Source organism: Janthinobacterium sp. GW458P (assembly GCF_002127585.1).
GTDB lineage: Bacteria > Pseudomonadota > Gammaproteobacteria > Burkholderiales > Burkholderiaceae_D > Janthinobacterium.
In genome coordinates, this window is sequence record NZ_NEGZ01000001.1 from 1 (window position 1) to 23680 (window position 23680).

Here is a 23680-nt window from a genome sequence, read left to right on the forward strand (position 1 = left end):
GGCCGGCGGCGCCTGCCGGCGCGCCGGGCGCAGGGGCAGCGTCACGTGAAATACGCTGCCGTGCGGCACGGCGGCATCGGCCCGGATGCGCCCCTGCATCAGGGTCACCAGCTGCCGGCTGATGGTGGCGCCCAGGCCCGTGCCGCCAAAGCGCCGCGTGGTCGAGGCGTCGGCCTGCACGAACGGTTCAAAGATGGCGTCGCGCCGCCCGGCGGGGATGCCGATGCCGCTGTCCTGCACCAGCAAGTGCAGCTGGCCGTCGTCGAGGCGGGCCGCCAGGCTGACGGCGCCGCTGGCCGTGAACTTGATGGCGTTGTCGAGCAGGTTGCCCAGCACTTGCCGCATGCGCAATTCATCGCCGTGCAGCAGGGCCGGCAGCCGCGGGTCGTACTGCACTTCCATGCGCAAGCCCTTGGCGCGCGCATGGATGCCGTAGGTGGAGGCGAGCTCGTCAATCAGCGCCAGCAGGCTGTAATCGCGCAGTTCCAGCGCCACGGCGCCTTTGTCCAGTTTGGCCGTGTCGAGCACTTCATTGAGCAGGCGCAATAGCGAGCGCCCCGACTGGCGTACCGTGTCGAGGTGGCGCCGCTGTTCCGGCGTCAGCGGCGAATCGAGCAGCACGTCCGTGAAGCCGAGGATGGAATTCATCGGCGTGCGGATTTCATGGCTCATGTTGGCGACGAAGCTGGCCCCCGTGGCGGCCGCCAGTTCCGCCTTCTCCTTGGCCATGCGCAAGTCTTCCTCCATTTGCCGGCGCTCGCTGATGTCGAGGATGACGCCGTCGACGCAGCGCACGGCGCCCACGGGGTCGTGCACCACGCTGCCGCGCTCCCACAGCCAGCGCGGCCTGCCGTCCGCGTGCAGCAGCCGGTATTCGAGCAGATACGGCTCGCCCGTGGCGACGCTGCGCTTGAAGACGTCGGTGACGTAGGCGCGGTCTTCGACGGCGATCAGGCCCATGATGCTGCGCCGTGGCGCGGCGCCGAGGAAGTCGGCGGGCGGATAGCCGGTGACGGCTTCCACGCCGTCGCTGATGAACAGCATGGGCTGGTTTTCGGCCGTGGTGCAGCGAAAGGCGATGCCGGGAAGGTTGCCGATCAGCGAGCGCAGCTGCTGTTCGCTGTCGCGCAGGGCGGCCAGCATGGCGCGCCGCTCGCTGATGTCCGTTATGAACAGCACATAGACATCCTGGTCGGCCAGGCGCGCGCTGGCCATCGAGCGCTGCACGGCCACGGGGGCGCCGTCCTTGCGCAGGTACAGGATTTCCTCGCTGGACTGGAAGGCGTCGCCCTCGCCCGTGCGCAGGTAGTGCAGCAAGCCATGCTGCCCGGACTGGCGCACGTCGCTGACGAGCACGCTGATGTGGCGGCCGGCGATGTCGGCCTGGCGCCAGCCCAGGATGCGCTCGGCGGCGCCGTTGAAGTCGATGATGCCGCCCGCCTTGTCGATGGTGATGACGCCGTCGATGGTGCTCGTGAGCAACGAGCGCATCCAGTTCTCGCTCTGGTGCAGGTGGCGGAACAGTTCGCGGTAGCGCAGGACGCCCACGGCCGAGGCGACGAAGATGGTCAGGGCGACGGTGAGCACGGTCACGCCGACGACCAGCATGGGGCGGTCCGCATCGGCGTCGTGGCCCGGCGGAATCGTCCCCACGAAACGGGCCGCCTGCATGCCCATGTAATGCATGCCGGTCATCGCGCCGCCCATGACGCAGGCGCTGATCAGCTGGCGCTGCGACGGTCCCGGCGCCGTGTTCCAGCCGCGCAGGCCGAAGCGTATCCACAGGGCCAGGGTAGCCAGCACCACGGCGACGAGCAGCGACAGCGCGAACAGCAGCGGGTCGTAGCGCAGCGCCAGGCCGACGCGCATGGCGTGCATGCCCGTGTAGTGCATGGCGCCGATGCCCAGGCCCACCAGCAGGCCGCTCCACAGCAGCAGCGGCGCCGTGACGGCGCGCCGGCTGATGGTGGCCAGGGCCACGAACGAGGCGGCCACGCTGGGCACGATGGACAGCAAGGTCAGGCCCGGGGCGTAATCGACGCTGGTGCACAGCTCGAAGGCCAGCATGCCGATGAAATGCATGGCCCATACGCCGCAACCGAGGGCCAGGCTGCCGGCCAGCAAACACAGCAGGTGCAGCAGGCCGCTGACGCTGGCCTGCGCGCGGCTGTAGGCCGTCATCTGGAAGGCCATCCACGACGTGAAAATGGCGATCACGAGCGACAGCAGCACGAGCCCCGGCGCATACTGGCCGGCGTGGAGCAGGGCCGGATCGGCGGGCAGGCGGAACAGCTGTTGTACGCTGGCAGGTATCATCGTGGGCAAACGGCGCGGCGCCGCGTGTAGGCTCGCTGCCACTGTGGGTGATCGATGCGGATTACCTTACCAGATTTCTGGAAACAAATATCTTAATTATAATTATTTTCTCTGTCGCGTAATCGCGGGTCCGGCCGGAAAACCGCGCCGCGCCCGTGGCAGGGCGGCGCAAGCCGGGAAGTTGCGGTCAGGAATTGTGTGGTTTTTTTGCAAACTGCGACGTCTGGCCGTGCCTCGTGCTACATTTGCGCCCTGCTTTTCTGAAGGGATGACTATGTCTTTAAGTAACAACTTCTTGCTGCATAATCAGCGCGCCTGGGATGCCCAGGCTGCCCGCAACAGCCCGTGGTCGCAGCCCGTCGACAGCGCCACCATCGCGGCGGCGCGCGCCGGACAGTGGCAAATCCATTTGACGCCGGGGCCGCTTCCGGACGGCTGGCTGGACGAGGTGCGGGGCCAGCGCATCCTGTGCCTGGCCGGTGCGGGCGGGCAGCAGGCGCCCGTGCTGGCGGCCGCCGGCGCGCACGTGACCGTCTTTGACTTATCTGAGCAGCAATTGGCGCAAGACCGCATGGTGGCTGCGCGCGACGGCTTGCGGCTGGCCACCGTGCAGGGCGACATGCGCGACCTGGCCTGTTTTTCCGACGCCAGTTTCGATGTCATCGTCCATCCCGTGTCGAACCAGTACGTACCCGACATCGCCCCCGTGTGGCGCGAATGCGCGCGCGTGCTGGCCGATGGCGGCGTGCTGCTGAGCAGCTTCTTCAATCCGGCCGTGTTCATCGGCGACCGCGATCCGCAATGGGCACAGCAGGGCTTGATACGGCCCCGCTTCGTGCTGCCGTATTCGGACGTGGACGATATGCCGGCGGACGTGCTGGCGGCGCGCATGGAGAAGGGCGAGGCGCTGGTCTTCGGCCACGGCCTCGACAGCCAGCTCGGCGGGCAGCTGGCGGCCGGTTTCGTGCTGGCGGGTTACCACGAGGAAATGCACCCGCAGCCGCGCTTTGAAATTGAAAAATACCTGCCCAGCTTTATCGCCACGCGCGCCATCCGACAGGCGCGCGTCGTGTAACTCAGTTGTACGGCTGCAGGTCGAGCCAGACGGCATACGCCAGGCGCTTGCCGTTCCACAGGCCGCCGCCGCGGATGACGGCGTCGCACGAGGTCAGCTGGCCCACCAGGTCCTGGCGGCCCAGGTTGCGGCGCAGGCGCAGCGCGTCGTTGTGCGACAGGTAGCCCACCAGCTGGCCGTCGATGAAGACGGCGATGGCCTTGTCCTGGAACGGGTTGGCGTCGTCGCAGACGAGCAGGGCCAGGCATTTTTCTTCCGCGTTGCCGGGACCGTGTTCGCCGGCCAGTTTGGCGATGGCGCTCTGGTACATCGCTTCGTTTTCCACCTCCGACGCAAAACGGCCCTCGTCGCTCCAGTGGTGCACGGGCGCGCCCGCGGGAATCGCCGGCACGTACTGACGTATCGACAGCAGCGGCTTGTGCAGCGGCTGGGCGGGCGCGCGGCCGCTGAAGACGTAGTACAGCAGGGCGATGACGACGGCGATGGCTAGCAGGTAAAGCATGGTATCTCTCTGATTTCTTGGGGGATGGGCCGGGGGCGGCGGCGCGCTGTGCGCCATGGCCGCTACTATAGCAAGTTCGCCGCGCCGTCCCGGGGAAACCTGGCCATGATGCGGCGGCGCCGGCGCAATGCCAGCGGGTCGTTCAGCACCAGCGGCGAGGCGCCCGTCAGCCCCGAATAATACTGGCCGTGCCGTCGCAGGACGAAGGCATAGTCGCGCAGCGCGTGGCCCTGCGCCAGCATGCGCGCGTCGCAATCGACTTCGATGGCAAAGCGCAGCCGGTGCAGCTGCCACCACAGCGGCACATTCCACGGCATGATCAGGATCAAGGCGTAGGCCAGGGCCAGCAGTTGCGGGTCGCGCGCCCGGACCCGGCACTGCTCGTGCGCCAGCAGCAGCGCCTGTTGCTTGAGGGGAATTAGTTGCAGCCACACGGGCATCACGATGCGGGGCCGCAGCAGTCCCGCCACGCAGGGGCCGATGCCGCCGCTCAAGAATACAGGCGTGCCCAGCAAGGTGGTTCTTTGCCAGCGGCGTTGGTGCGACAGCAGCCAGATGCTGCGCAGCGCCAGCAGCGTCAGCATGCCGCTTGATAACGTGAGCCAGGCCAGCTTCAGCTGCGACAGCTCGGGCGGCAGGCTGGCCAGCACGCCGGGCAGCCAGGCCAGGGGCGGCAGAACGGACGCGGCCATGGCCGCCAGCCACAGCCAGCGCGTACGGCGGCGTGGCTGGCCGCGCCGCTGCAGCAGGGCCTCAATCCGCCAGGCGCCGGCCGACAGCAGCAGCGCCAGCGCCATACTACTCAGCAGCCAGGCAGGCATCGGGCGCCTAGCGCTTCAGCGCCATGCCGACGGAGGCGGGCGCCGTGTGCCTGAAGCCGAACTGGGCGTACAGGTCCTGCGCCTGGCCGTCGGCGATCAGGCTGACGTAGGCGCTGGGCGGCACTTCGCCGTCGATGAAGCGCATGATTTCGCGCATGATCAGCTTGCCCAGGCCCTTGCCCTGGTGGGCCGGCAGCACGGCGATATCGGCCACCTGGTAAAAACAGCCGCCGTCGCCGATGATGCGGCCCATGCCCACCACCGTGTCGCCCAGCAGCACCTGCACGGCAAACAGCGAGTTCGGCAAGCCTTTGGCCGCCGCCTCCGTGGTTTTCGCGCTCAGGCCGGCGGCAACGCGCAGCTGCTGGTAGGTGGCGATGGCGGGAATGGCCAGGCGGGTGGTGTAGGGCGATGCTGCGGACAAGGCGTTCTCCTGTGCAATATGGATGGAATGGCCATTATAGGCGGCCAGCACGGCTGGAGGCGGCACGCTTTATTCGCCGCGCCCTATGTCGTCCGAGGCGCTTTTGCGCTATGGTGGCGCCATCCCTTGAATTGTTGAAAGCATGCCATGTCCGCAGGATTTACCGCCACCGAATTGTCCGTCATCCATGAAGACGACGCCCTGATCACCACCCTGGCCGCACCAGCCGGCAAAGGCGAGCCGGTCTACCTGATGCTGCAGCGCGCCGACGCATACGACGCGCAGGACGCGGCGATGGGCATGGACGAACCGTATATTGAATACGGCGGCCAGGAATTTGCCTGGTATGGCCACATGCATGCCGTGATCCTGCATCCGAACCGCCTGTCCGTGCAGATGGATGCCGAGGCGGCCATGCAGATGGATGACGACGGCCAGATCGATGTGCGTTTCAACTTGACGCCCGAGCGCTACGCCCGGCTGCAGCAGGCGCTGCGCGCGACGTTTGAAGGCTGCGACTACTATCGCGAAGAACGTTGATCTGCGCGCACGACGCCGGCCATGGCCTCGTCTATGCTCGATAACTGGTATTGACTGCGGGAGAACACGATGACGGTGCTGATACTCGGTTTGCTGCTGTTTCTGGGCGTGCACTCGGTGCGCATCGTCGCCGACGGCTGGCGCAGCGCCCAGCTGGCGCGCCTCGGCGAAAAGCGCTGGAAGGGCGTCTATTCGCTCGTGGCGTTTGCCGGCCTGGGCCTGATCATCTGGGGCTACGCCCTGGCGCGCCAGCAGCCGCAGGTGCTGTGGACGCCACCCATGGGCTTGCGCCACGCCAGCGGCCTGCTGATGCTGTTCTCGCTGATTTTATTGGCGGCGGCCAATGTGCCGCGCAACCGCATCAAGACCTGGGTCCACCATCCCATGCTGCTGGGCACGCAATTCTGGGCCGTCGCGCACCTGCTGGCCAACGGCAGCGTGGCCGACGTGCTGCTGTTCGGCGGCTTCCTCGTCTGGTCGTCAGTTGACCTGTATTGCGCCGTGCGGCGCGACCGCGCGGCCGGCGTCAGCTACCAGGGCGGCACCGCGCCAGGCACCCTGGCCGCCATAGCCGCGGGCTGTGCGCTGTGGCTGCTGCTGGCGTTCTGGCTGCATGGCGTGCTGTTTGGCGTGCGGCCGTTCGGCTAGACGGATGCGCCAGCTGCGGGGAGTTCCTTGTACGCCGGCAACCCGAGCCTGACATGCAGGCCGTCTTCCGCGCCGTTGCAGCGCCCCGCCAGGATGTCGCGCGCCATCCGGTGCCGGTCCGCTTCCGCCGCGATGATGTGCCGGCCGAATTGGGGCGCTGCGGCACGCAAGCGAGGATCCCGTCGCCAGGCGGCGTCAGCGCAAGGATCAATGCGGCGATTGCCGCTTGCGCACCGGGACGGACAAGCGCGGCAGCCAGATAGTCAAATGTTCATCTTGCATGGTTTTCAACTGGGACATTTTGTCTCAATGTATGGAAATTGTTTTGAAGTAGTATGCATCAGCACATGCAGCAACACCATTCTTGTATGACGGTCGCTGACGTTTTCCCCCCGCTCATCGTATTCGGCCTATTACTTTGCAGAATGCCATGCTTATTCCATGGCTGGATATAATGCAAGATTCAAACAGGATGCCCGTAGGGGATGGTTTGCACGGAAGCTGCTGAGGCAGCGTATTGAGGCAGTGCTCCTCACGATAGATAGTGTCAAGTAATAGACTGGAAATACGCAAAATGATCGATTGGACTCCTATAGTCTTCGTGACATTCAAGGCCTTCGTGCTCGTCACGGGCATGTTCTTCGCCATCAAGTGGCATTACGATCAAGGTAAGAAGGATGAGAACAAGGCGAAGCAGAACCGCGCGGTGCTGCGCGCGAGCGGCAAGGTGGTCGCAATCTTCACGCTGTTGCTGCTGGGCCTGGGGATCGTCACCTTCTTCTTCGTCAAGGTGCTCGGTTTGGAAATCATCTTTCCATGATGGCAAGGAATAGTCGGCCGATCCCGGTCTTGTCGCGCCGCTGAGCGCAGGTGCCGCCGGCTGCCTTGGGCTCCCGGCATTCGAGCAGCGGCCCTGCCCTGACGTGCGGCAACAGCCTGCTTTTGACCGGTTGCCGTCGATGTCAGGCTGTGTTCCTGAGCCGCCGCAGAGGCGCGGCCGGTAGCGTTATGATTGCCGATTGTTTAGTTCTGCTACGAAACGGTCATAGTTTTCCTGAAGCTTCTCGCTATCGTCGTACTTGGCAAAAAAAGCAGTCATCAGCCTGGCGGCGGCGTCATTATCGCTGGTTGGTATGCGGGCAATCCCTAAATCATCGGCCATCCAGTTCTCAATATCCATCGGTGCGGCGCCACTGCGGCATGCTCCATAGATGAATTTGCCGATTTCTTCGTAGTTCATATTGGCCTCATCTTTTTGGTCTGTGTGTCGTGAAATGGCAATGAGGTCGCCCTTTGGCTGACTCGGGACGGTTGGCATTGCCGGACGGCGGCATGTTGCCAAGCCAAACGATGATAAATAATATGTCACAGATGTCATGCCGTGTAGCTGATGCATGGCACAGTTCGGCCGCCGGTACAGATGATGTGTACAACTAGGCCCGCAGAACCCGTCTGTTTGCACCCAGCATGGCCACGAGTGACGCGCTAATTACCTGGCCTCAGGATTGCCTTTGCAAATGGACGTACATATCTTTTCGACGTTGTCCTTGTAATTTTCGACCTCCTGCTTTTCCTCTTTTAGCAATCCTTGAAGTTTATCGTCATCTTGCTCTATGATTTTCTTTTCGCGGATTTTCCTTAATTTCTCGTCAAATGCCGTTTTCCTTGGATTTCCAGCATCCGATTCGACACACCTTTTGGTACATTCCTGCTTCGTCGTCGCTTTCCACTGAGCCGAGGCAGAAAAGGCGAACATGTTTAAAAGTAAAAAGAGAGCGAATTTTTTATTCATAATCCAACTTTTTATTTGTAATTTTATTCGGCTCGGCATGAGCATATCGGTCAAATCCAGGCACCAGACGGTTGACTGATGCCTTTTCTTCCCATTATCGGAAAGTTATCGAAGCGGTATCAGACCTATCGAGGATCATACATTAAAGGAAATGCTTTTTTGGGAAAATAGTCCCGTGCAGATACGGCAACTTACCGGGATATTTGTCGCCGCTGGGCGTGCCCTTGTAGACGGCATGGCGGATAAGCAGATCGGACAGTGGCATGGCGCACTCCCTGATGGTATTTTTTTAGAGAAAATCCTAAATCCGGCAAAAAGTACCAACAAAGTTCATGGCTTTGACTGTACGCCGACGGACAAATACGGACAACAAAAAACCCGCCAAGCCTGAAAGCATGCGGGTTTTGATATTTGGTGAGACCGTGTGATACATGATTGTGGTGCCGGGAGCCGGAATCGAACCGGCACGCTGTTTCCAGCGCGGGATTTTGAGTCCCGTGCGTCTACCTATTCCGCCATCCCGGCAACGCGAGACGCATTATCACTGATTTGTCACAATCCGGCAAGTTTTTTGCTTGGCGTGTGTTTTGCATAACGTCCGGCAACGCTTATTTGCGGGTATCATCGGCGGTATTGCCGGCCCGATGCTGGCGCTGCATGCCGGCCAGACGCATGAAATACAAGAAGATACGCGAAATTATCCTCGGCAAGCCGCTCGACCCGATGAAGGCTGAGACGCGCCATTCGATGGCGCTGGTGGCTTTCCTGGCGTGGGTGGGGCTGGGCGCCGATGGCTTGTCTTCGTCGGCATATGGACCGGAAGAAACCTTCCGCGCGCTGGGGCCGCACGCCCACCTGGGCCTGTACCTGGCGCTGGCCACGGCCGTCACCGTTTTCATCATCGCGCTGGCCTACAACCAGGTGATCGAGCTGTTTCCCACGGGCGGCGGCGGCTACCGCGTGGCCACCAAGCTGGTGGGACCGTACCTGGGCCTCATTTCCGGCTGCGCGCTGATCCTCGACTACGTGCTGACGATCGCCATTTCCATCGCTTCCGGCGTCGACGCGCTGGCCTCGTTCCTGCCGCTGGGCTTCCAGCCTTATAAATTGTGGGCCGAGATGTGTTTTATCGGCTTGCTGATCATCATGAATTTGCGCGGGCTCAAAGAGGCGATCCAGATCCTGCTGCCCATCTTCATCGGTTTCGTCATCACGCACCTGGTGCTGATCGTCTACGGCGTCGTCGCGCACTCGTCGCACTTGCCCGAATTGCTGCCCGTGACCATGGCGGAAACGCAGGCGCTGGCCGGCAGCATCGGCTGGGCCGGCGTGGCCGGCATGCTGCTGCTAGCGTATTCGCAAGGCGGCGGCACCTATACGGGCCTGGAAGCCGTCTCGAACAACGTCAACCTGCTGGCCGAACCGCGGGTGCGCACCGGCAAGATCACCATGCTCTACATGGCCCTGTCCTTGGCGTTCACGGCGGGCGGCATCATCCTGCTGTACCTGCTGTGGAACGCCACGCCGACGCCGGGCGAGACCTTGAACGCCTCGACGTTTAAAACCATCATCGCCAGCATGGGCCTGGGCGGCGAGATGCTCAACCAGGCGCTGCTGGTGATCGTGCTGGCCTTCGAGGCGGGCCTGCTGTTCGTCGCCGCCAATACGGGTTTCCTGGGCGGGCCGTCGGTGCTGTCGAACATGGCGGCCGATTCCTGGGTGCCGCACAAGTTCCGCTACCTGTCGACGCGCCTCGTCACGCAGAACGGCATCGTCGTCATGGGCCTGGCGGCGCTGGCCATCCTGTTCTGGACGGGCGGCAGCGTGACCTTGCTGGTCGTGCTGTACTCGATTTCCGTCTTCCTCACGTTCGCCATTTCCCTGTTCGGCCTGTGCCTGTACTGGCTGCGCAACCGCACGCCGGGCACGCACTGGCTGCGCCGCCTGCTGCTGTCGCTGGTCGGCTTCGTCATTTGCGCCGGCATCCTGATCATTCTGCTGGTCGAGCGCTTCATGCACGGCGGCTGGGCCGCAGTGCTGATCATCGCCGCCATCGCGGCCCTGTGCATCGCCATCCGCCGTCATTACCGGCGCACCAAGCAGGCCATCCTCGAAGTCGACGAAGTCTTCGCGCACCAGCCCTTCGGCGCGAACGTGGACCCCATCGTGCCCATCGAGCCGCAGCCGGACGCGCAGACGGCCGTGTTCATCGTCGGCACCTCGCGCGGCGGCGGCCTGCACGCGCTGCTGTGGGTGCAGCGCATGTTCCCCGGCCACTTCAAGAATTTTCTGTTCGTCAATGCGCGCACCGTCGATTCGCACGCGTATGGCGGCGAAGGGGCGATGGCGCAGATGCGCCAGGAAGCGGCGGACACGCTGGAATTCTTCGTCGACTTTTGCCACAGCCACGGCATGGCTTCGTCGTCCTACCTGGGTTTCGGCACGGACGCCGTCGATGAAATCACCAAGCTGTGCGAAGCGATCAATGAAGAATTTCCTAACTGCATCTTTTTCACCAGCAAGCTGATTTTTACCACCGATAACTGGTTTACGCGCGTGCTGCACAACCAGGCTTCGCTGGCCGTGCAGCGGCGGCTGCACCTGGAAGGCTTGCAGATGGTGATATTGCCGATGAAAGTCTGACGGCATCGATTCCAGCGCAAGAAGCGGAGTGCCGCGCCCGGCTTGCCGGCCTATCTTTTCCCTTTCAATCACTTGAAGGGGAAGCAAATGTTGCAATTGGAAAACAAGGTCGCCATCATCACGGGCGCCAGTTCGGGCATCGGCCATGCGGCGGCGCGGCTGTTCGCCCGCGAGGGCGCGCGGCTGGTGCTGGTGGCGCGCCGGCGGCAGGAACTCGAGGCGCTGGCGGCGCAGCTGGCGCAAAGCGGTGCGCAGGCCGTCGCCTGCGTGGGCGACGTGGCCGATGCGGCGTGCGCGCGCGGCGCCGTCGCGCTGGCGATGGAGCGCTTTGGCGGCCTCGATATCGCCTTCAACAATGCGGGCACGCTGGGCCCCATGGGCGCCACGCCCGAGGTCGCCATCGACGACTGGCGCGCCACGCTGGAGATCAACCTGACGAGCGCCTTCCTGGCCGCCCAATGCCAGCTGCCGGCCATGGCGGCGCGCGGCGGCGGCTCGCTGATCTTTACTTCAACCTTCGTCGGCCATACGGTGGGCATGCCCGGCATGGCCGCGTATGCGGCCAGCAAGGCCGGCGTGATCGGCCTGACGAAGGCCCTGGCGGCCGAGTATGGCGCGGCCGGCGTGCGGGTAAACGCCCTGCTGCCGGGCGGCACCGACACGCCGATGGGGCGGGCAGTGGCGAATACGCCCGAGGCGCAGGCCTTCGTGGCGGGCTTGCATGTCTTGAAACGCCTGGCCACGCCGGACGAGATCGCCCGCTCGGCGCTGTACCTGGCGTCCGATGCATCGAGTTTTACCACCGGCACGGCGCTGCTGGCCGACGGCGGCGTATCCATTCTGCGCGCGTAACGCCTGCGCAGAAACGCCGACGGCCCGGGGATGAGCCGGGCCGTCGGTGCTTTGCGCTAGATCAAACTCAGTTGTGAACCGAGTTCAGCAGGCGCGCGATGATGTCGTGGTTCAGCCAGACGACGGGCGCTTGCGGCTCGGACATGGCGTGGAACATCAGCGGACCCGTGCCTTCCAGCACCAGCGAGCTCAGGTGGTCGGTGATCAGTTCCTTGCGGTCCTTGTGCAGCTTGGTGATGTCGTCCGAGGTGCCGATCATGACGTCGGCCAGTTCCGGCGTGTTGTCCATCGGCCAGGCGGCGAAGTTGCGGAACTGCACGCTGGTGGCATCGCCATTGTAGGCGGCGATACGGTCGAGCAAGTCCTGCAGCGAGACGCCGTCTTCCAGCAAGCCCTGGCAGATTTTCCATTGCTCTTCGGCCCAGGCCGCGCCGCCTTCTTTTTTCAGCGCGTCGAGCAGGGGGAACAGCGACAGTTCCACGCCGACGAAAATGTCGGACGAATTCGTGCGGATTTCCGGGCAATTGAAGACGGTGGCCTTGATGCCTTTTTCCCACGCGGCCTTGGCCACGTTTTCCAGGCGCATCTTGGCCAGGCCTTGCGTGTAGTTGCTGTAGGTTTGCCACTGGTACTTGCCGTCGATCAAGATCTCGGTGCCGTGGTAGCCGTAGGCGCTGTAGCGCACCTGGCCGCCCGATTGCTCGATGCGCGCGCGGATGGCGGCGCTGCCGTCGATCAGGTGCTGCAGGGTGTTGGCCGTGACTTCGTCGAAGTTCATCAGGATCAGTTTGCCCAGGTCGCTGTCGAGCAGGGCGCGCGAGGACATGAAGCGCTCGCCGCGGCCTTTATAAATACGGTTGGCAATCGCCAGGAAGACCTTGACCTTCGGAATGCCGCCGGCCATGGTGTGGGCGAAATAGACATTGCTGCCGTCAGGAATCAGGCTGTCCAGCTCGGCCATGGCTTTCGCCACGGAAGCGCTGAAGCGGGCGATGCCGGCTTCGCGGCAGCGTTCGATCTGCGCCCAGTCCAGCTTGTCTTCTTGCCAGCTTTTCAGGGTCATGTCGGCCAGCAGGGCCGTCGGCGTCGGTTCACCGGCCGGCGCGTCGAGGTCGAAACCGGCCATCAGCGGCACATTGATGATGCGTCCGCCCAGGTTGGCTTCGGCTTCGGCCAGCTCTTCCGCGTTCAGCGGGCGCAGGGCCAGGTTTTCATCGCGGCGGCCGACCGTCATGCCGACGATGTTCATGCCCGCCTTGCGCGCTTCGTCCAGCAAGCCATTCACATAGCCGCGGCCGAACAGCTCGCCGAACAGCACAAAGGTGTCGCCCTTGCGGAAGATATTTTTTTGCGGGATGTCTCTCAGGGACGTGATCTCGGTCATGGTATCAATTCATTCAAAAATTAGCAGGGCAGATGGCTAAACGCGCTGCCCGCTGGTTCAACATAGTGTTAAATTATGCGCCATTTCAGCGGGGAAAATCCTGTTGCGAATGATTCTCGTCTGGAATGGCATCTTCTTCTTCATGCAGCTCTTATTCTTTCGCCAAGGCGTATTTTACGCTGCCGCGGCGCGCAGCGCCCGCGGACTGGCCCGGCAGGCGCCGATATTACCTCAGCTTGGCCGTGCTGGTCAGCAAAATTGACCTAAAACAAATCCTGCTGGCCCGACACGAGGCGTGAAAAGTCGTCGCCCAGGAAGGGCAGTATGGCGTCGGCCACCGGCTGCAGCTGGCGCGTCAGGTAGTGCTGGTAGTCGATGGGCGAGCGCTGCGTCTCCAGCGGTTCCGGCCCCGCCACCGTGATCACATAGCTGATCCAGCCGCCGTTCTGGTATTGCAGCGGCCGGCCCTGTGCCAGGTTGTAGGCGTCCGCCGTGCGCGCCGCGCGCACATGGGGCGGCACGTTGCGCTGGTAATCGTCGAGCGGACGGCGCAAGCGCTTGCGGTAGACCAACAAGGCGTCGAACTCGCCGCGCACCGTGCGCGCCACGTAGTCGCGCACATAATCCTGGTAGGCGGCGCGCTGGAAGATGCGCCGGTACAGCTCTTGCTGGAATTGCTGCGCCAGCGGCGTCCAGTCGCTGCGCACCGTTTCCAGGCCCTTGTAGACCATGTCCTCGCTGCCGTCCGGCTTGCCCACGAGACCCGCGTAGCGTTTCTTGCTGCCTTCTTCCGAGCCGCGGATGGTGGGCATCAGGAAACGCCGGTAATGCGTCTCGAATTCCAGTTCCAGCGCATTGTCGAGGCCGAACTCCTCGCGCAGGTGGCGTTCCCACCAGGCGTTCACATGCGCCACCAGGGCGCGGCCGATCTTGCCCGCCTCTTCATCCGTATGCGCCGTTTTCAGCCACACGAAGGTGGAATCCGTATCGCCATAGATGACCTGATAACCCTGCCCGGTGATCAGCTCGCGCGTGCGGTGCATGATGTCGTGGCCGCGCAGGGTGATCGACGAAGCCAGGCGCGGATCGAAAAAGCGGCAGCCGCTGGACCCCAGCACGCCGTAGAACGCGTTCATGATGATTTTCAAGGCTTGCGACAGCGGCGCGTTGCGCTCGCGCTTGGCCGCCTCGCGGCCCTGCCACACCTGTTGCACGATGGCGGGCAGGCAATGTTTCACGCGCGAAAACTGCGCGCCCCGGTAGCCGGGCACCGTATCGGCCTCATCGCCGTTCGTGCCCACCACCAGCCCCACGGGATCGATCAGGAAAGTGCGGATGATGGACGGGTACAGGCTTTTGTAGTCGAGCACGAGCACGGAGTCGTACAGGCCCGACTGGGAATCCATGACGAAGCCGCCGGGGCTGTTGTCGCCGGAGACATCGCCCAGGTTGGGCGCCACGTAACCTTGCCGGTGCATCAGCGGCAGATACAGGTGTTCAAACGCGGCCACGGAGCCGCCGCTGCGGTCGGCCGCCAGCCCCGTCACGCTGGCCCGTTCCAGCAAAAAAGTCAGCAATTCCGTCTTGGCGAAGATGCGCGTGACCAGCTCGCAATCCTTGAGGTTGTAGCGCGCCAGCGCGGGCTTGTCTTCACGGAAACGCCGGTCGATCTCGGCCATGCGCTGGTAGGGATTGTCGATGGACTTGCCTTCTCCCAAGAGCGTCTGCGCCACGTTTTCCAGGCTGAACGAGGAAAAGTTCCACGTCGCCGACCTGAGCGCTTCGATGCCGTCGATGATCAGCCGTCCCGCGGCGGCGGCAAAATAGTGTTCCTGCCTGCCGCCATGTTCGCGCCATTCCATCACGGCGCCGCCGCGGCCCAGTTTCAAGGGCACTTGATAACGCTCAGCATGTTCCTTGAGCACGCGCAAGTCGAACTGCACCAGGTTCCAGCCGATGATGGCGTCCGGATCGTGGCGCTCCATCCAGGTGTTCAGGCGCTCGAGGATCTGTGCGCGCGTGTCGCAGTATTCGAGGTCGAAATCGAGCGTTTCATTGCCGCCGTTTGGCGGCCCCAGCATGTAGACCTGGCGCTGGCCGCAGCCTTCCAGGGCCAGCGAGTACAGCTCGCCATGGGCCGTCGTCTCGATGTCGAGCGAGGCCAGTTTCAAGCCTGGCCGGTAGCCGGGCGCCGGTTTCAGCTGCACTTCCTGCCCGGCTTCTCCATTGACGCTCACCGGCGCCGTAATAAAACGCTCCATCAGGTAGCGCTCGGGCGGGCGGATGTCGGCTTCGTACACGTCGACGCCGTGCGCGCGCAGCTGCTTTTCCAGCTTCAGCAAGTGCCGGTATTGCTTGCAGTACAGACCCAGCACGGGGCGATGATGAAAGTCGCACAGCGACAGGGGGCGCAGCTCCGCGTGGCGCTCGCCGCGCAGCAGCCGTTCCGCCTGTTCGCGCTGCTCCATGGGAATGAAGGCAACCGACGTCTGCACGGGCAGGCGCACATGGCGGGGGCCGGCGTCCGTGGCCAGCCAGAAATCGACCTCCGTGCCGTCGCGGGTATCGCGCCAGTGGCGGGTGAGGATAAAGCCCTGTGCGGGAGGGGATGCTGTGCTGTCCATGCCTGTCGTGTCGGTATCGTGCGCCGGGAGTGTGCACCGGCCTGCACATTACAGCAAGCCACTGCCGGGCGGGTGCGGTTGCGGCTATAATTTTTGCTATTGATGTCTATCACCACAAGAAGAGCGCTGAAGCGCCATCATCCTGGAGACGGTATGCAAGCAATGAGTTATGTACACGGCGCCCACGAGACGCCGTTGATCGGCGAAACGATAGGCGCCTACCTGGACGGCGTCGCCGCCCGCCACGGCCAGCACGACGCCCTGATCGTGGCGCACCAGAACGTGCGCTGGACGTATCTGGAGTTCCAGCAGCGCGTGCACCGCCTGGCTGCCGGCTTGCTGAAGCTGGGCTTGCAGCCGGGCGACCGGGTCGGCATCTGGTCGCAAAACTGCGCCGAATGGGTGCTGACCCAGTTTGCCACGGCGAAAGCCGGTTTGATCATGGTCAACATCAACCCCGCCTACCGCCGTTCGGAACTCGAATACGTGCTCGACAAGGTGCAGTGCAGCGCGCTGATCCTGTCGCCCAGCTTCAAGTCCAGCGACTACCTGGCCATCGTGCAGGACGTGGTGCCGGAAATCGCCCGTTCGCGCGCCGGCGCCCTGCAATCGCCGCGCCTGCCGCAATTGCGCCACGTCATCCGCCTGGGGACGGCCGCCACGCCGGGCATGCACAACTTCGACGCCATGATGGACGGCATCACGGACGCCGACCTGGCGCGCCTGCAAGAAGTGAGCGCCACCGTGCAGTTTGACGACGCCGTCAACATTCAGTTCACTTCCGGCACCACGGGCGCGCCCAAGGGCGCCACCTTGACGCACCACAATATCCTGAACAACGGCTTTTTCATCGGCGAGGCCATGCGCCTGACGCAGCAGGACCGCTTGTGCATCCCCGTGCCCCTGTACCACTGTTTCGGCATGGTGCTGGGCAACCTGGCCTGCGTCACGCATGGCGCGGCCATGGTGTTTCCCGGCGAAGGCTTCGACCCGAAGGCCGTGCTGGAAACGGTGCAGGCCGAGCGCTGCACGGGCTTGCATGGCGTGCCGACCATGTTCATCGCCATCCTCGATCATCCTGATTTCAAGCAATACGATCTGTCGAACTTGCGCACCGGCATCATGGCGGGCTCGCCCTGCCCGATGGAAGTCATGACGAGGGTCATCGAGTTGATGCACATGGCGGAAATCACGATTGCGTATGGCATGACGGAAACATCGCCCGTCAGCTTCCAGACGGCGATCGAAGACCCGCGCGAGATGCGTGTCTCGTCCATCGGCCGCGTCCACCCGCACCTGGAAGTGAAAATCATCGATGCGGAAGGCCGTATCGTGCCGCGCGGCGAAAAGGGCGAGTTGCTCACGCGCGGCTATTCCGTGATGCAGGGCTACTGGGGCGACCCTGAAAAAACAGCCGAAGCCATCGACGCGGCGCGCTGGATGCACACGGGCGACCTGGCCGTCATCGACGAGAACGGCTTTTGCAGCATCGTCGGGCGCTCGAAGGACATGGTCATCCGCGGCGGCGAAAACATCTATCCGCGCGAGGTCGAGGAATTCCTGTACCGCCACCCGAGCGTGCTCGACGTCCAATGCGTGGGCGTGCCGGACGCCAGGTACGGCGAAGAACTGTGCGCCTGCATCATCCTGCGCCCGGGCACGCAGGCCACCAGCGAGGATATCCGCGCCTTTTGCGACGGGCAGATCGCCTATTACAAAATTCCCCGCTATGTGCGCTTCGTCGAGGAATTCCCCATGACGGTGACGGGCAAGATACAGAAATATGTATTGCGCAAGCAGGTGGCGACGGACCTGGGACTGAGCGCGGATTAAGTTTTTCGCCGGCACATAAAAAAACACCGGGACGCTCGCGCGGCCCGGTGTTTTTTATTGATATAGCGTAAAGCTCAGGCCATCGCGGCTTGCGGCGCGCGCGCTGGCGTGCGGCGGCGCATGAAGGCCAGCAAGCCCAGGCCTGCCAGCAGCATGGCATAGGTGCCGGGTTCCGGTACGGCCGACACGTTTACGGTGTTGAAGCCGGAGCCGTTCATCGAGACGTGGCCATAATTGATGGAGCTGACCGAATTGGCGACCAGGGTGCCGTTCATGCTGCCCGAACCCGAGAACGCGCTGTGCGGCGCGAGGATGCTGCCGTTGATGCCAACATTGTTCAGGCTGGTGGTGGTGGCATTGGCAAAGTTGAACAAGGTGCGGTCGGCGAAGGCGCCGAAATTGTCGAAGCCGCCGCTCATGGTGATGTTGGTGGCCGTGCCGTTGATGATGATGCTGGCCGTGCTTTTCAGCGAAGACAGGTCCAGGGTCAGGTTATGCAGATTCGACGCATCGATGTTGAAAATGTTCACGTCGGCGTTGACGTTGCCTACCAGGGTCATGTTGCCGTATTGCGAAATCACGGTACCGTTCGACTGCAGCTTGGCCACGTCGCCCGACAGCGTCGTCAATTGTTGCTGGGCTGCCGCAAAGTTCAGGGTGGAGGCATTGCCTTTGCTAATGTTGTCTTTTGGGAACCATTGTGGCGCCGTCAGCGTGGCGTTGGGATTGCTGACGCCATATACGGCCGAACCGCCAAGCGTACCCCAGCCCGTGTTCAGGTTGCCGCCAGCGACGATGGCGTTGCTGGCGCTGCCTGGCTTCTTGCTCGTGCCGACGTTGTAGTTGTCCAGGTAGATATTGCCGCCAGCGGCAATGCTGCCGCCGACGCTGGTAAAGCCTGTGGCCGAGCTGCTGCCGATGTTGCCGAAGATAAAGGCGGAATAACCATTGGCAACGCCGAGGTCGATCACGGTCGCTTGCGCCGAGGCGCTGAAGGAAAAGGCGAACAGGGCGGCGCTGATGAGCGGCAAGGTACGGGCGGAAAATAATTTCATGGACTATCTCATAGTGAATTGGGGGACGAATCGGGCGGGAAAGCAAGACACCGCCATCGCGCAGGCCGCTATTATAATCTAAAAAACAATGTTAGTTCATTTTAGGTAATTAACTATATTTTAATGCAACATTTTTTCTGCTGCCGAAGCTTGTCTTGCGGACATAAAAAAACCGGGTGACCCCGGTTTTTTGTTGCTTACCTGATACGCTGATACAGGCGGAAGCGCTCTACGTCATCCGTGGGGCGGCGGCCTTCCCACAGCTTGATCCAGTCGGCGCCGTGGTGCTCGGGCAGCTGTTCCCGGTTGTCCGGGATTTTGATGCTGTCTTGCAACAAGAACACATCGCACTGCTGCTGGTCCACATGGGCAAACGGCAGGTGGCCGTAATAGGCGAACGAGGCGCGCTGGGCCGGTCCGACGTTGCTGTTGATGCATTTGCTGCCAGGCGGCAAGTTGACCGAAATCTGGTGCGCCACGCTGGCGTAGCTCTTGCTGTAGTTCAGCTCGGGCAGGAACAGGGTCATGATCAGGACCCAGATCAGTATCAGGCCGCCGGAAGACAGCACCACGGCGCGCCACAGCACGGCAGGCTGGCGCGAGATGCGCCAGTGCACCAGCGCCACCCAGCCCGCGCTGGCGCTGGCGGCGACGAAGAAGGCCACCAGTTCCAGTTCAGGCTTGAATCCCGGCACCAGTTTCAATGCATTGTAGGCCAGGCGCGGCGGCCAGCCTGTCAGCGTGGCGAACCAGAACAGCCACATCACGAGGGCGCAGATGGTCAGCACCATCACGGAGAACCAGTCGATGGCGTTGATGGCGCCCCGTTTCATGGTCAAGAGGCCAAACGCGGCCATCACGGCCAGCGGCGGCAGCAGGGGCAGCAGCTGGCTCGGCTCGGGATCGGGGTGGCACAGGCCCAGGATGGCCAGCATGGCGACAAAGGTCAGCGGCACGACGATGTGCAGCACGTGATGCTGGCGGCGCCAGGCATACACGGCCCAGGCGGCGAACGGCCAGGCGGGCCAGAAGAACCAGATGCCGACGCGGAAGAAATATTGCAGGCTTTTCACGCTGGGCGCGCTGAACTGGCGGAAATTCCACTCCATCCACGCTTGCAGCGGCGAATGGCCGTACGGTTGCAGCAGTTCGCCTGGCAGCAGCCAGACCAGGGTCAGCGCCAGGGCCACGAGCACGGCCAGCGCCAGGTGGCGCACGCTGCGCAGCAGCGGCAGGCGCAGGAACACGCTGCACAGCAGCATGGCGATGCTCAGCGCCGCCGGCGTGATCCAGCCGCGCGTGAGGGTCAGGCCGCCCAGCGCCAGGCCCAGCAGGGCGGCATTGCGCACGGACGGGCCTTCCACGTAGCGCACGGCGCGGTACAGCAGGTAGGCCATCAGGGAAACGTGCAGGGCCTCGGCCGTGATGTCGTGGCTGTGCTGCAGCAGGCCCAGGCAGCCCAGGTAGATGAGCACGGCGGCATCGGCCAGGGTGCGGCCGAAATCGTCGGGTTCGGGCTGGCCGCCGAAGGCCAGGCGCAGCGGCTGGGCGTCATTGCGGCGGCCCAGGTTGAAGGCGGTGTACCAGACGGACAGGGTGCTGACGACGAAAATGCCGATGGTCGACATGCGCGCGCCGAAGACGTCGCCATCGATCCAGCCGAACAGCTTGATGGCGATGGCGCCCAGCCAGAAGGCCAGCGGGCCCTCATCGGGCAGCGACAGGCCGGCCACGTTGGGCCACAGCCAGTCGTTCAGGCCGCCATGGGCCATGGACCACATGATGCCGAAACTGGCGGCGTCATCGTTTTTCCACGGTTCGCGGCCGATCAGGCCAGGCAGGATGTACAGCAGGCCGAGCGCAAACAAGGCCCATCGTGGCAGCGCGAGTGTGGCGGCGGCGGGAAGGCGGACTGGCTTCATCGATAATCGGTATCAGAATGGTGGCAAGACGCGACGAATGGCGTCGGGTATGCGCGAGTATAAAGTAAAGCGGCCAAAGACAAAAAAGGCAGCCGAAGCTGCCTTTTCTCTGGTAGCCGAAGCTGCCCTGCTTTGCCGCAAAGCGGCAAAAATCAGCCTGCTGCGACTGCGGTTTTCGAACCAACCGAACCGAACTTCTGACGGAACTTCTCGACGCGACCAGCGGTATCGACGATTTTGTGCTTGCCCGTGAAGAATGGGTGCGATTCAGCCGAAACCTCGATCTTCACCAGTGGGTATTCTTTACCGTCGTGGGTGATTTTTTCGCGGGTTTGGATGGTCGAGCGGGTAACGAATTTGAAATCGCACGACAGATCGTGGAAAACAACTTCGCGGTATTCTGGATGGGTATCGACTTTCATGGTCTTCTCTCTAGTTTGGTAGCCAAACAGCACTTCGTCGGTCTTCCTGCTTCTTGACCCGATTGCCGATCACTTGCCAGGGTTTAAAATAATGCAACCGTCGATTATATAGCGCTTTCCCATCGCAGGCAATAAAAAAGCCGCTCGAAAGCGGCTTGCACTACGATCCGGCACCGGGGAGCGGGAAACCGTAGCGAGCAGGCCCGATATACGGCCGAGTAGCGCAGCTGTACGAAGGTACAGCGAGCAACACCGGCCGTAGAGCGGGACGCGCAGTAGGTTTACCCGCCCCGGCGCATCATGTCGAAGAATTCGGCGTTGTTTTTGGTCGCCTTCATCTTGTCGAGAATGAACTCCATCGCCTCGATCTCGTCCATCGAGTACAGCAACTTGCGCAAAATCCAGATTTTTTGCAGCTCGTTCGGCTTGATCAGCAGTTCTTCGCGGCGGGTACCCGATTTGTTCAGGTTAATTGCCGGATAGACACGTTTTTCAGCCAGGCGGCGTTCCAGATGCACTTCCATGTTGCCGGTACCCTTGAATTCCTCAAAGATCACGTCATCCATGCGCGAACCCGTTTCGATCAGCGCCGTGGCGATGATGGTCAGCGAGCCGCCTTCTTCGATATTGCGCGCGGCGCCGAAGAAGCGTTTTGGACGTTGCAGCGCGTTCGCGTCGACACCGCCGGTCAGCACCTTGCCCGAGGCCGGGATGACGGTGTTGTAGGCGCGCGCCAGGCGGGTGATCGAGTCGAGCAGGATCACCACGTCTTTTTTCATTTCGACCAGGCGCTTGGCTTTTTCCAGCACCATCTCGGCCACTTGCACGTGGCGCGTGGCCGGTTCGTCGAAGGTCGAGGCGACGACTTCGCCGCGCACCGAACGTTGCATTTCGGTAACTTCTTCCGGGCGTTCGTCGATCAGCAGCACGATCAGGGTGATGTCCGGGTGGTTGGCCGTGATCGCATGCGCGATGTGCTGCAGGATCACGGATTTGCCGGACTTCGGCGACGCCACCAGCAAGCCGCGCTGGCCTTTGCCGATCGGGGCGATCAGGTCGATGATGCGGCCGGTGATGTTTTCCTGGCCATTCATTTCACGTTCCAGGCGCAGCGGCTCGTTCGGGTGCAGCGGCGTCAGGTTTTCAAACAGGATGCGGTGTTTCGACATCTCCGGCGATTCGCCGTTGACCTTGTCGACTTTGACCAGTGCGAAATAGCGTTCGCCATCTTTCGGGGTCCGTACCTCGCCCTCGATCGAATCGCCGGTGTGCAGATTGAAGCGGCGGATTTGCGAAGGGGAGATGTAAATGTCGTCGGTGGACGCCATGTAGCTGGCGTCTGGCGAGCGCAGGAAGCCGAAGCCGTCAGGCAGCACTTCCAGGGCGCCGTCGCCGAAAATCTGTTCGCCGGACTTGGCGCGTTTTTTCAGGATAGCGAACATCAGCTCCTGTTTGCGCAAGCGGGCTGCGTTGTCAATGTCAAGACCGATCGCCATCTCAAGCAGGGCGGATACGTGTAAGGCCTTTAGTTCGGATAAATGCATATGTGTTGAGTGTCCCGAGACGGGATGTAAAGGTAGGGGAGGGGACTGCGTGGCGTTGATTAATTATTGGGGAAGCTTGTGCACGAATGGTACGAAAACCGCTTCCCGGTCTATCCAATCAGGCGGCGCTGCGGGCGCAGCGCTGCCTATCATACATTAAATGTTGCTGTCGACGAAAGCGGTCAACTGGCCCTTGGCCATGGCGCCCACTTTTTGCGCAGCCGCGACGCCATCCTTGAACAGGATCAGGGTCGGAATGCCGCGGATGCCGAACTTGGCAGGCACGGCCTGGTTGGCGTCCACGTCCATCTTGGCGATCTGGATGCGGCCGGCGTATTCCTTGGCCACTTCTTCCAGGATAGGCGCGATGGCTTTGCAGGGACCGCACCACTCGGCCCAGAAGTCCACCAGGACGGGCAAGTCGGATTTCAGGACGTCTGCTTCAAAAGATGCATCGCTAATGTGTTTGATATTTTCGCTCATATTTTCCTCAAATGAGGGTGGGATCAATAATGCCTGGAATTAACCATACGCTGGTTCGCCATCCATGCTTCCTGGAATGCAGCTAGCAGATGGGGGCAATGGGCACGACTTCAATGTTCTTGGAAGGTGCGACCAGAGGTATGCAGGCGGGGATGGCTGAAATAATAACCCATTTTTTCAAAGCGTGGCGATTATTGCAGAAAAACTTGAGGCATATCGACCCCGCGCCCGCCGGCAGGGCGGCAAAGCCGCATGCCTGCTCGCTTGCAGCGCCTCCATCCCTGCCCGTCGGGCGGCCGCCGCTATCGTCCTTGCCCGTGCGACAGGCGCGCCGTGTGCTGCAGTTGCATGTTCACCATGAGCTGCAATTCCGCGCTTTCCATCGGCTTGCGGAAGGTGCCTAATATATACAGGCCATTGGCCACGGCCAGGCGTTCGGCTGCCAGGCGCACGGCCGAATGCAGGCCCGACAGCAGGACCACGCCGCCGCGGAAGCCGTTGTCGGCCGCCATGCGCAAAAATTCGATGCCGTCGATGTCGGGCATGGACAGGTCGCAGATGAGCAGGTCGGGCTGATGCTGCTTCAGCGTGGACAGCGCCTGTTCGCTGTGCGACTCGCAGCGGATGTCGAATTGCCCCAGCTGCTCCAGCATGTCGCTGAGCACGTCGAGCATGAAGACGTCGTCGTCGAGCAGCAGCACGCGCAGTGGCGCCAGGCCCGCTTCGCCCTGGGCCAGGGCCTCAGGATGTTGACTGGATACATTATTCATCGTGATGTCCTTCTGTTCCTGGTTTGTATG

At 62.5% G+C, this 23680-nt stretch carries 23 protein-coding genes, 1 tRNA gene and 1 pseudogene; 9 read left to right on the forward strand and 16 right to left on the reverse strand.

Going from position 1 to position 23680, the window contains the following annotated elements; translation table 11 throughout:
- A partial coding sequence (locus CBW50_RS00005; protein ID WP_139842377.1) for an MHYT domain-containing protein occupies positions 1-2316 on the reverse strand: 2316 nt, incomplete at its 3' end.
- 274 nt (positions 2317-2590) lie between these two features.
- Here CBW50_RS00005 and CBW50_RS00010 point away from each other — a divergent pair.
- Positions 2591-3391, forward strand: coding sequence for a class I SAM-dependent methyltransferase (locus CBW50_RS00010; RefSeq protein WP_086143610.1), 801 nt, complete (start codon positions 2591-2593; stop codon positions 3389-3391).
- A gap of 1 nt (position 3392) precedes the next feature.
- Here CBW50_RS00010 and CBW50_RS00015 read toward each other — a convergent pair whose 3' ends face one another.
- The 3 genes from CBW50_RS00015 to CBW50_RS00025 form a co-directional block, all read right to left on the reverse strand.
- Positions 3393-3893 (reverse strand): hypothetical protein, encoded by a 501-nt coding sequence (locus tag CBW50_RS00015; protein ID WP_086143611.1) that lies wholly within the window; start codon positions 3891-3893, stop codon positions 3393-3395.
- 65 nt (positions 3894-3958) lie between these two features.
- Positions 3959-4714: a M56 family metallopeptidase gene (locus CBW50_RS00020; protein WP_086143612.1), complete on the reverse strand. Its 756-nt coding sequence runs from the start codon at positions 4712-4714 to the stop codon at positions 3959-3961.
- A gap of 7 nt (positions 4715-4721) precedes the next feature.
- Complete coding sequence (locus tag CBW50_RS00025; protein ID WP_086143962.1) at positions 4722-5138, reverse strand: GNAT family N-acetyltransferase; 417 nt, start codon at positions 5136-5138, stop codon at positions 4722-4724.
- Positions 5139-5285: 147 nt separating this feature from the next.
- Here CBW50_RS00025 and CBW50_RS00030 point away from each other — a divergent pair, with 147 nt between their 5' ends.
- Together CBW50_RS00030 and CBW50_RS00035 are read left to right on the forward strand one after the other, a co-directional pair.
- The gene (locus tag CBW50_RS00030; RefSeq protein WP_086143613.1) at positions 5286-5678 is read left to right on the forward strand and encodes an Imm10 family immunity protein; all 393 of its coding nucleotides are present in this window, start codon (positions 5286-5288) and stop codon (positions 5676-5678) included.
- A 69-nt stretch (positions 5679-5747) separates the two neighbouring features.
- Positions 5748-6326 (forward strand): NnrU family protein, encoded by a 579-nt coding sequence (locus CBW50_RS00035; RefSeq protein WP_086143614.1) that lies wholly within the window; start codon positions 5748-5750, stop codon positions 6324-6326.
- An 89-nt stretch (positions 6327-6415) separates the two neighbouring features.
- Here CBW50_RS00035 and CBW50_RS29835 read toward each other — a convergent pair.
- Positions 6416-6573, reverse strand: a pseudogene (locus CBW50_RS29835) (PLP-dependent aminotransferase family protein); the annotation flags it as partial.
- Between the two features lie 327 nt (positions 6574-6900).
- Here CBW50_RS29835 and CBW50_RS00040 point away from each other — a divergent pair.
- Positions 6901-7146, forward strand: a complete 246-nt coding sequence (locus tag CBW50_RS00040; RefSeq protein ID WP_086143615.1) for a hypothetical protein — start codon at positions 6901-6903, stop codon at positions 7144-7146.
- Between the two features lie 186 nt (positions 7147-7332).
- On the opposite strand, the gene CBW50_RS00045 is transcribed toward CBW50_RS00040, so the two are convergent.
- Both CBW50_RS00045 and CBW50_RS00050 read right to left on the reverse strand, forming a co-directional pair.
- Positions 7333-7566 carry a hypothetical protein gene (locus CBW50_RS00045; protein WP_086143616.1) on the reverse strand — a complete coding sequence of 78 codons (234 nt, stop codon included), beginning with the start codon at positions 7564-7566 and terminating at the stop codon, positions 7333-7335.
- A 249-nt stretch (positions 7567-7815) separates the two neighbouring features.
- Positions 7816-8118, reverse strand: coding sequence for a hypothetical protein (locus tag CBW50_RS00050; protein WP_139842354.1), 303 nt, complete (start codon positions 8116-8118; stop codon positions 7816-7818).
- A 175-nt stretch (positions 8119-8293) separates the two neighbouring features.
- Between CBW50_RS00050 and CBW50_RS28555 the strand changes: the two genes are divergently transcribed.
- Entirely contained in the window at positions 8294-8509 is a 216-nt protein-coding gene (locus CBW50_RS28555; RefSeq protein ID WP_172404633.1) for a hypothetical protein, read from the forward strand.
- 47 nt (positions 8510-8556) lie between these two features.
- Here CBW50_RS28555 and CBW50_RS00055 read toward each other — a convergent pair.
- A tRNA-Leu gene (locus CBW50_RS00055) sits at positions 8557-8643 on the reverse strand.
- A 147-nt stretch (positions 8644-8790) separates the two neighbouring features.
- Here CBW50_RS00055 and CBW50_RS00060 point away from each other — a divergent pair.
- Both CBW50_RS00060 and CBW50_RS00065 read left to right on the forward strand, forming a co-directional pair.
- Positions 8791-10761: an APC family permease gene (locus CBW50_RS00060; protein ID WP_086143618.1), complete on the forward strand. Its 1971-nt coding sequence runs from the start codon at positions 8791-8793 to the stop codon at positions 10759-10761.
- 87 nt (positions 10762-10848) lie between these two features.
- On the forward strand, positions 10849-11613 hold the full coding sequence (locus CBW50_RS00065) for an SDR family oxidoreductase (RefSeq protein WP_086143619.1): 765 nt from the start codon (positions 10849-10851) through the stop codon (positions 11611-11613).
- 67 nt (positions 11614-11680) lie between these two features.
- On the opposite strand, the gene CBW50_RS00070 is transcribed toward CBW50_RS00065, so the two are convergent.
- Entirely contained in the window at positions 11681-12997 is a 1317-nt protein-coding gene (locus tag CBW50_RS00070) for a hypothetical protein (protein WP_086143620.1), read from the reverse strand.
- Positions 12998-13106: 109 nt separating this feature from the next.
- Between CBW50_RS00070 and CBW50_RS29220 the strand changes: the two genes are divergently transcribed.
- Positions 13107-13259, forward strand: a complete 153-nt coding sequence (locus CBW50_RS29220) for a hypothetical protein (RefSeq protein WP_172404634.1) — start codon at positions 13107-13109, stop codon at positions 13257-13259.
- 1 nt (position 13260) lies between these two features.
- Here the strand turns inward: CBW50_RS29220 and CBW50_RS00075 are convergent, their stop codons facing one another.
- Positions 13261-15621, reverse strand: coding sequence for a DNA polymerase II (locus CBW50_RS00075; RefSeq protein WP_086143621.1), 2361 nt, complete (start codon positions 15619-15621; stop codon positions 13261-13263).
- Positions 15622-15774: 153 nt separating this feature from the next.
- Between CBW50_RS00075 and CBW50_RS00080 the strand changes: the two genes are divergently transcribed.
- Entirely contained in the window at positions 15775-17454 is a 1680-nt protein-coding gene (locus tag CBW50_RS00080) for an AMP-binding protein (protein WP_086143622.1), read from the forward strand.
- A 74-nt stretch (positions 17455-17528) separates the two neighbouring features.
- Here the strand turns inward: CBW50_RS00080 and CBW50_RS00085 are convergent, their stop codons facing one another.
- The 6 genes from CBW50_RS00085 to CBW50_RS00110 form a co-directional block, all read right to left on the reverse strand.
- Positions 17529-18509 (reverse strand): choice-of-anchor A family protein, encoded by a 981-nt coding sequence (locus CBW50_RS00085; protein WP_086143623.1) that lies wholly within the window; start codon positions 18507-18509, stop codon positions 17529-17531.
- Positions 18510-18706: 197 nt separating this feature from the next.
- A complete protein-coding gene (locus tag CBW50_RS00090) occupies positions 18707-20431 on the reverse strand; it encodes a glycosyltransferase family 39 protein (protein ID WP_086143624.1) in 1725 nt (574 codons plus the stop codon).
- A 152-nt stretch (positions 20432-20583) separates the two neighbouring features.
- Entirely contained in the window at positions 20584-20853 is a 270-nt protein-coding gene (locus tag CBW50_RS00095; protein WP_034746247.1) for a type B 50S ribosomal protein L31, read from the reverse strand.
- Positions 20854-21134: 281 nt separating this feature from the next.
- On the reverse strand, positions 21135-22397 hold the full coding sequence (gene rho, locus CBW50_RS00100) for a transcription termination factor Rho (RefSeq protein WP_034746249.1): 1263 nt from the start codon (positions 22395-22397) through the stop codon (positions 21135-21137).
- A gap of 156 nt (positions 22398-22553) precedes the next feature.
- Positions 22554-22880 (reverse strand): thioredoxin TrxA, encoded by a 327-nt coding sequence (gene trxA, locus CBW50_RS00105; RefSeq protein ID WP_077408631.1) that lies wholly within the window; start codon positions 22878-22880, stop codon positions 22554-22556.
- Between the two features lie 302 nt (positions 22881-23182).
- Positions 23183-23650, reverse strand: coding sequence for a response regulator (locus CBW50_RS00110; protein WP_086143963.1), 468 nt, complete (start codon positions 23648-23650; stop codon positions 23183-23185).
- Between the last annotated feature and the right edge of the window lie 30 nt (positions 23651-23680).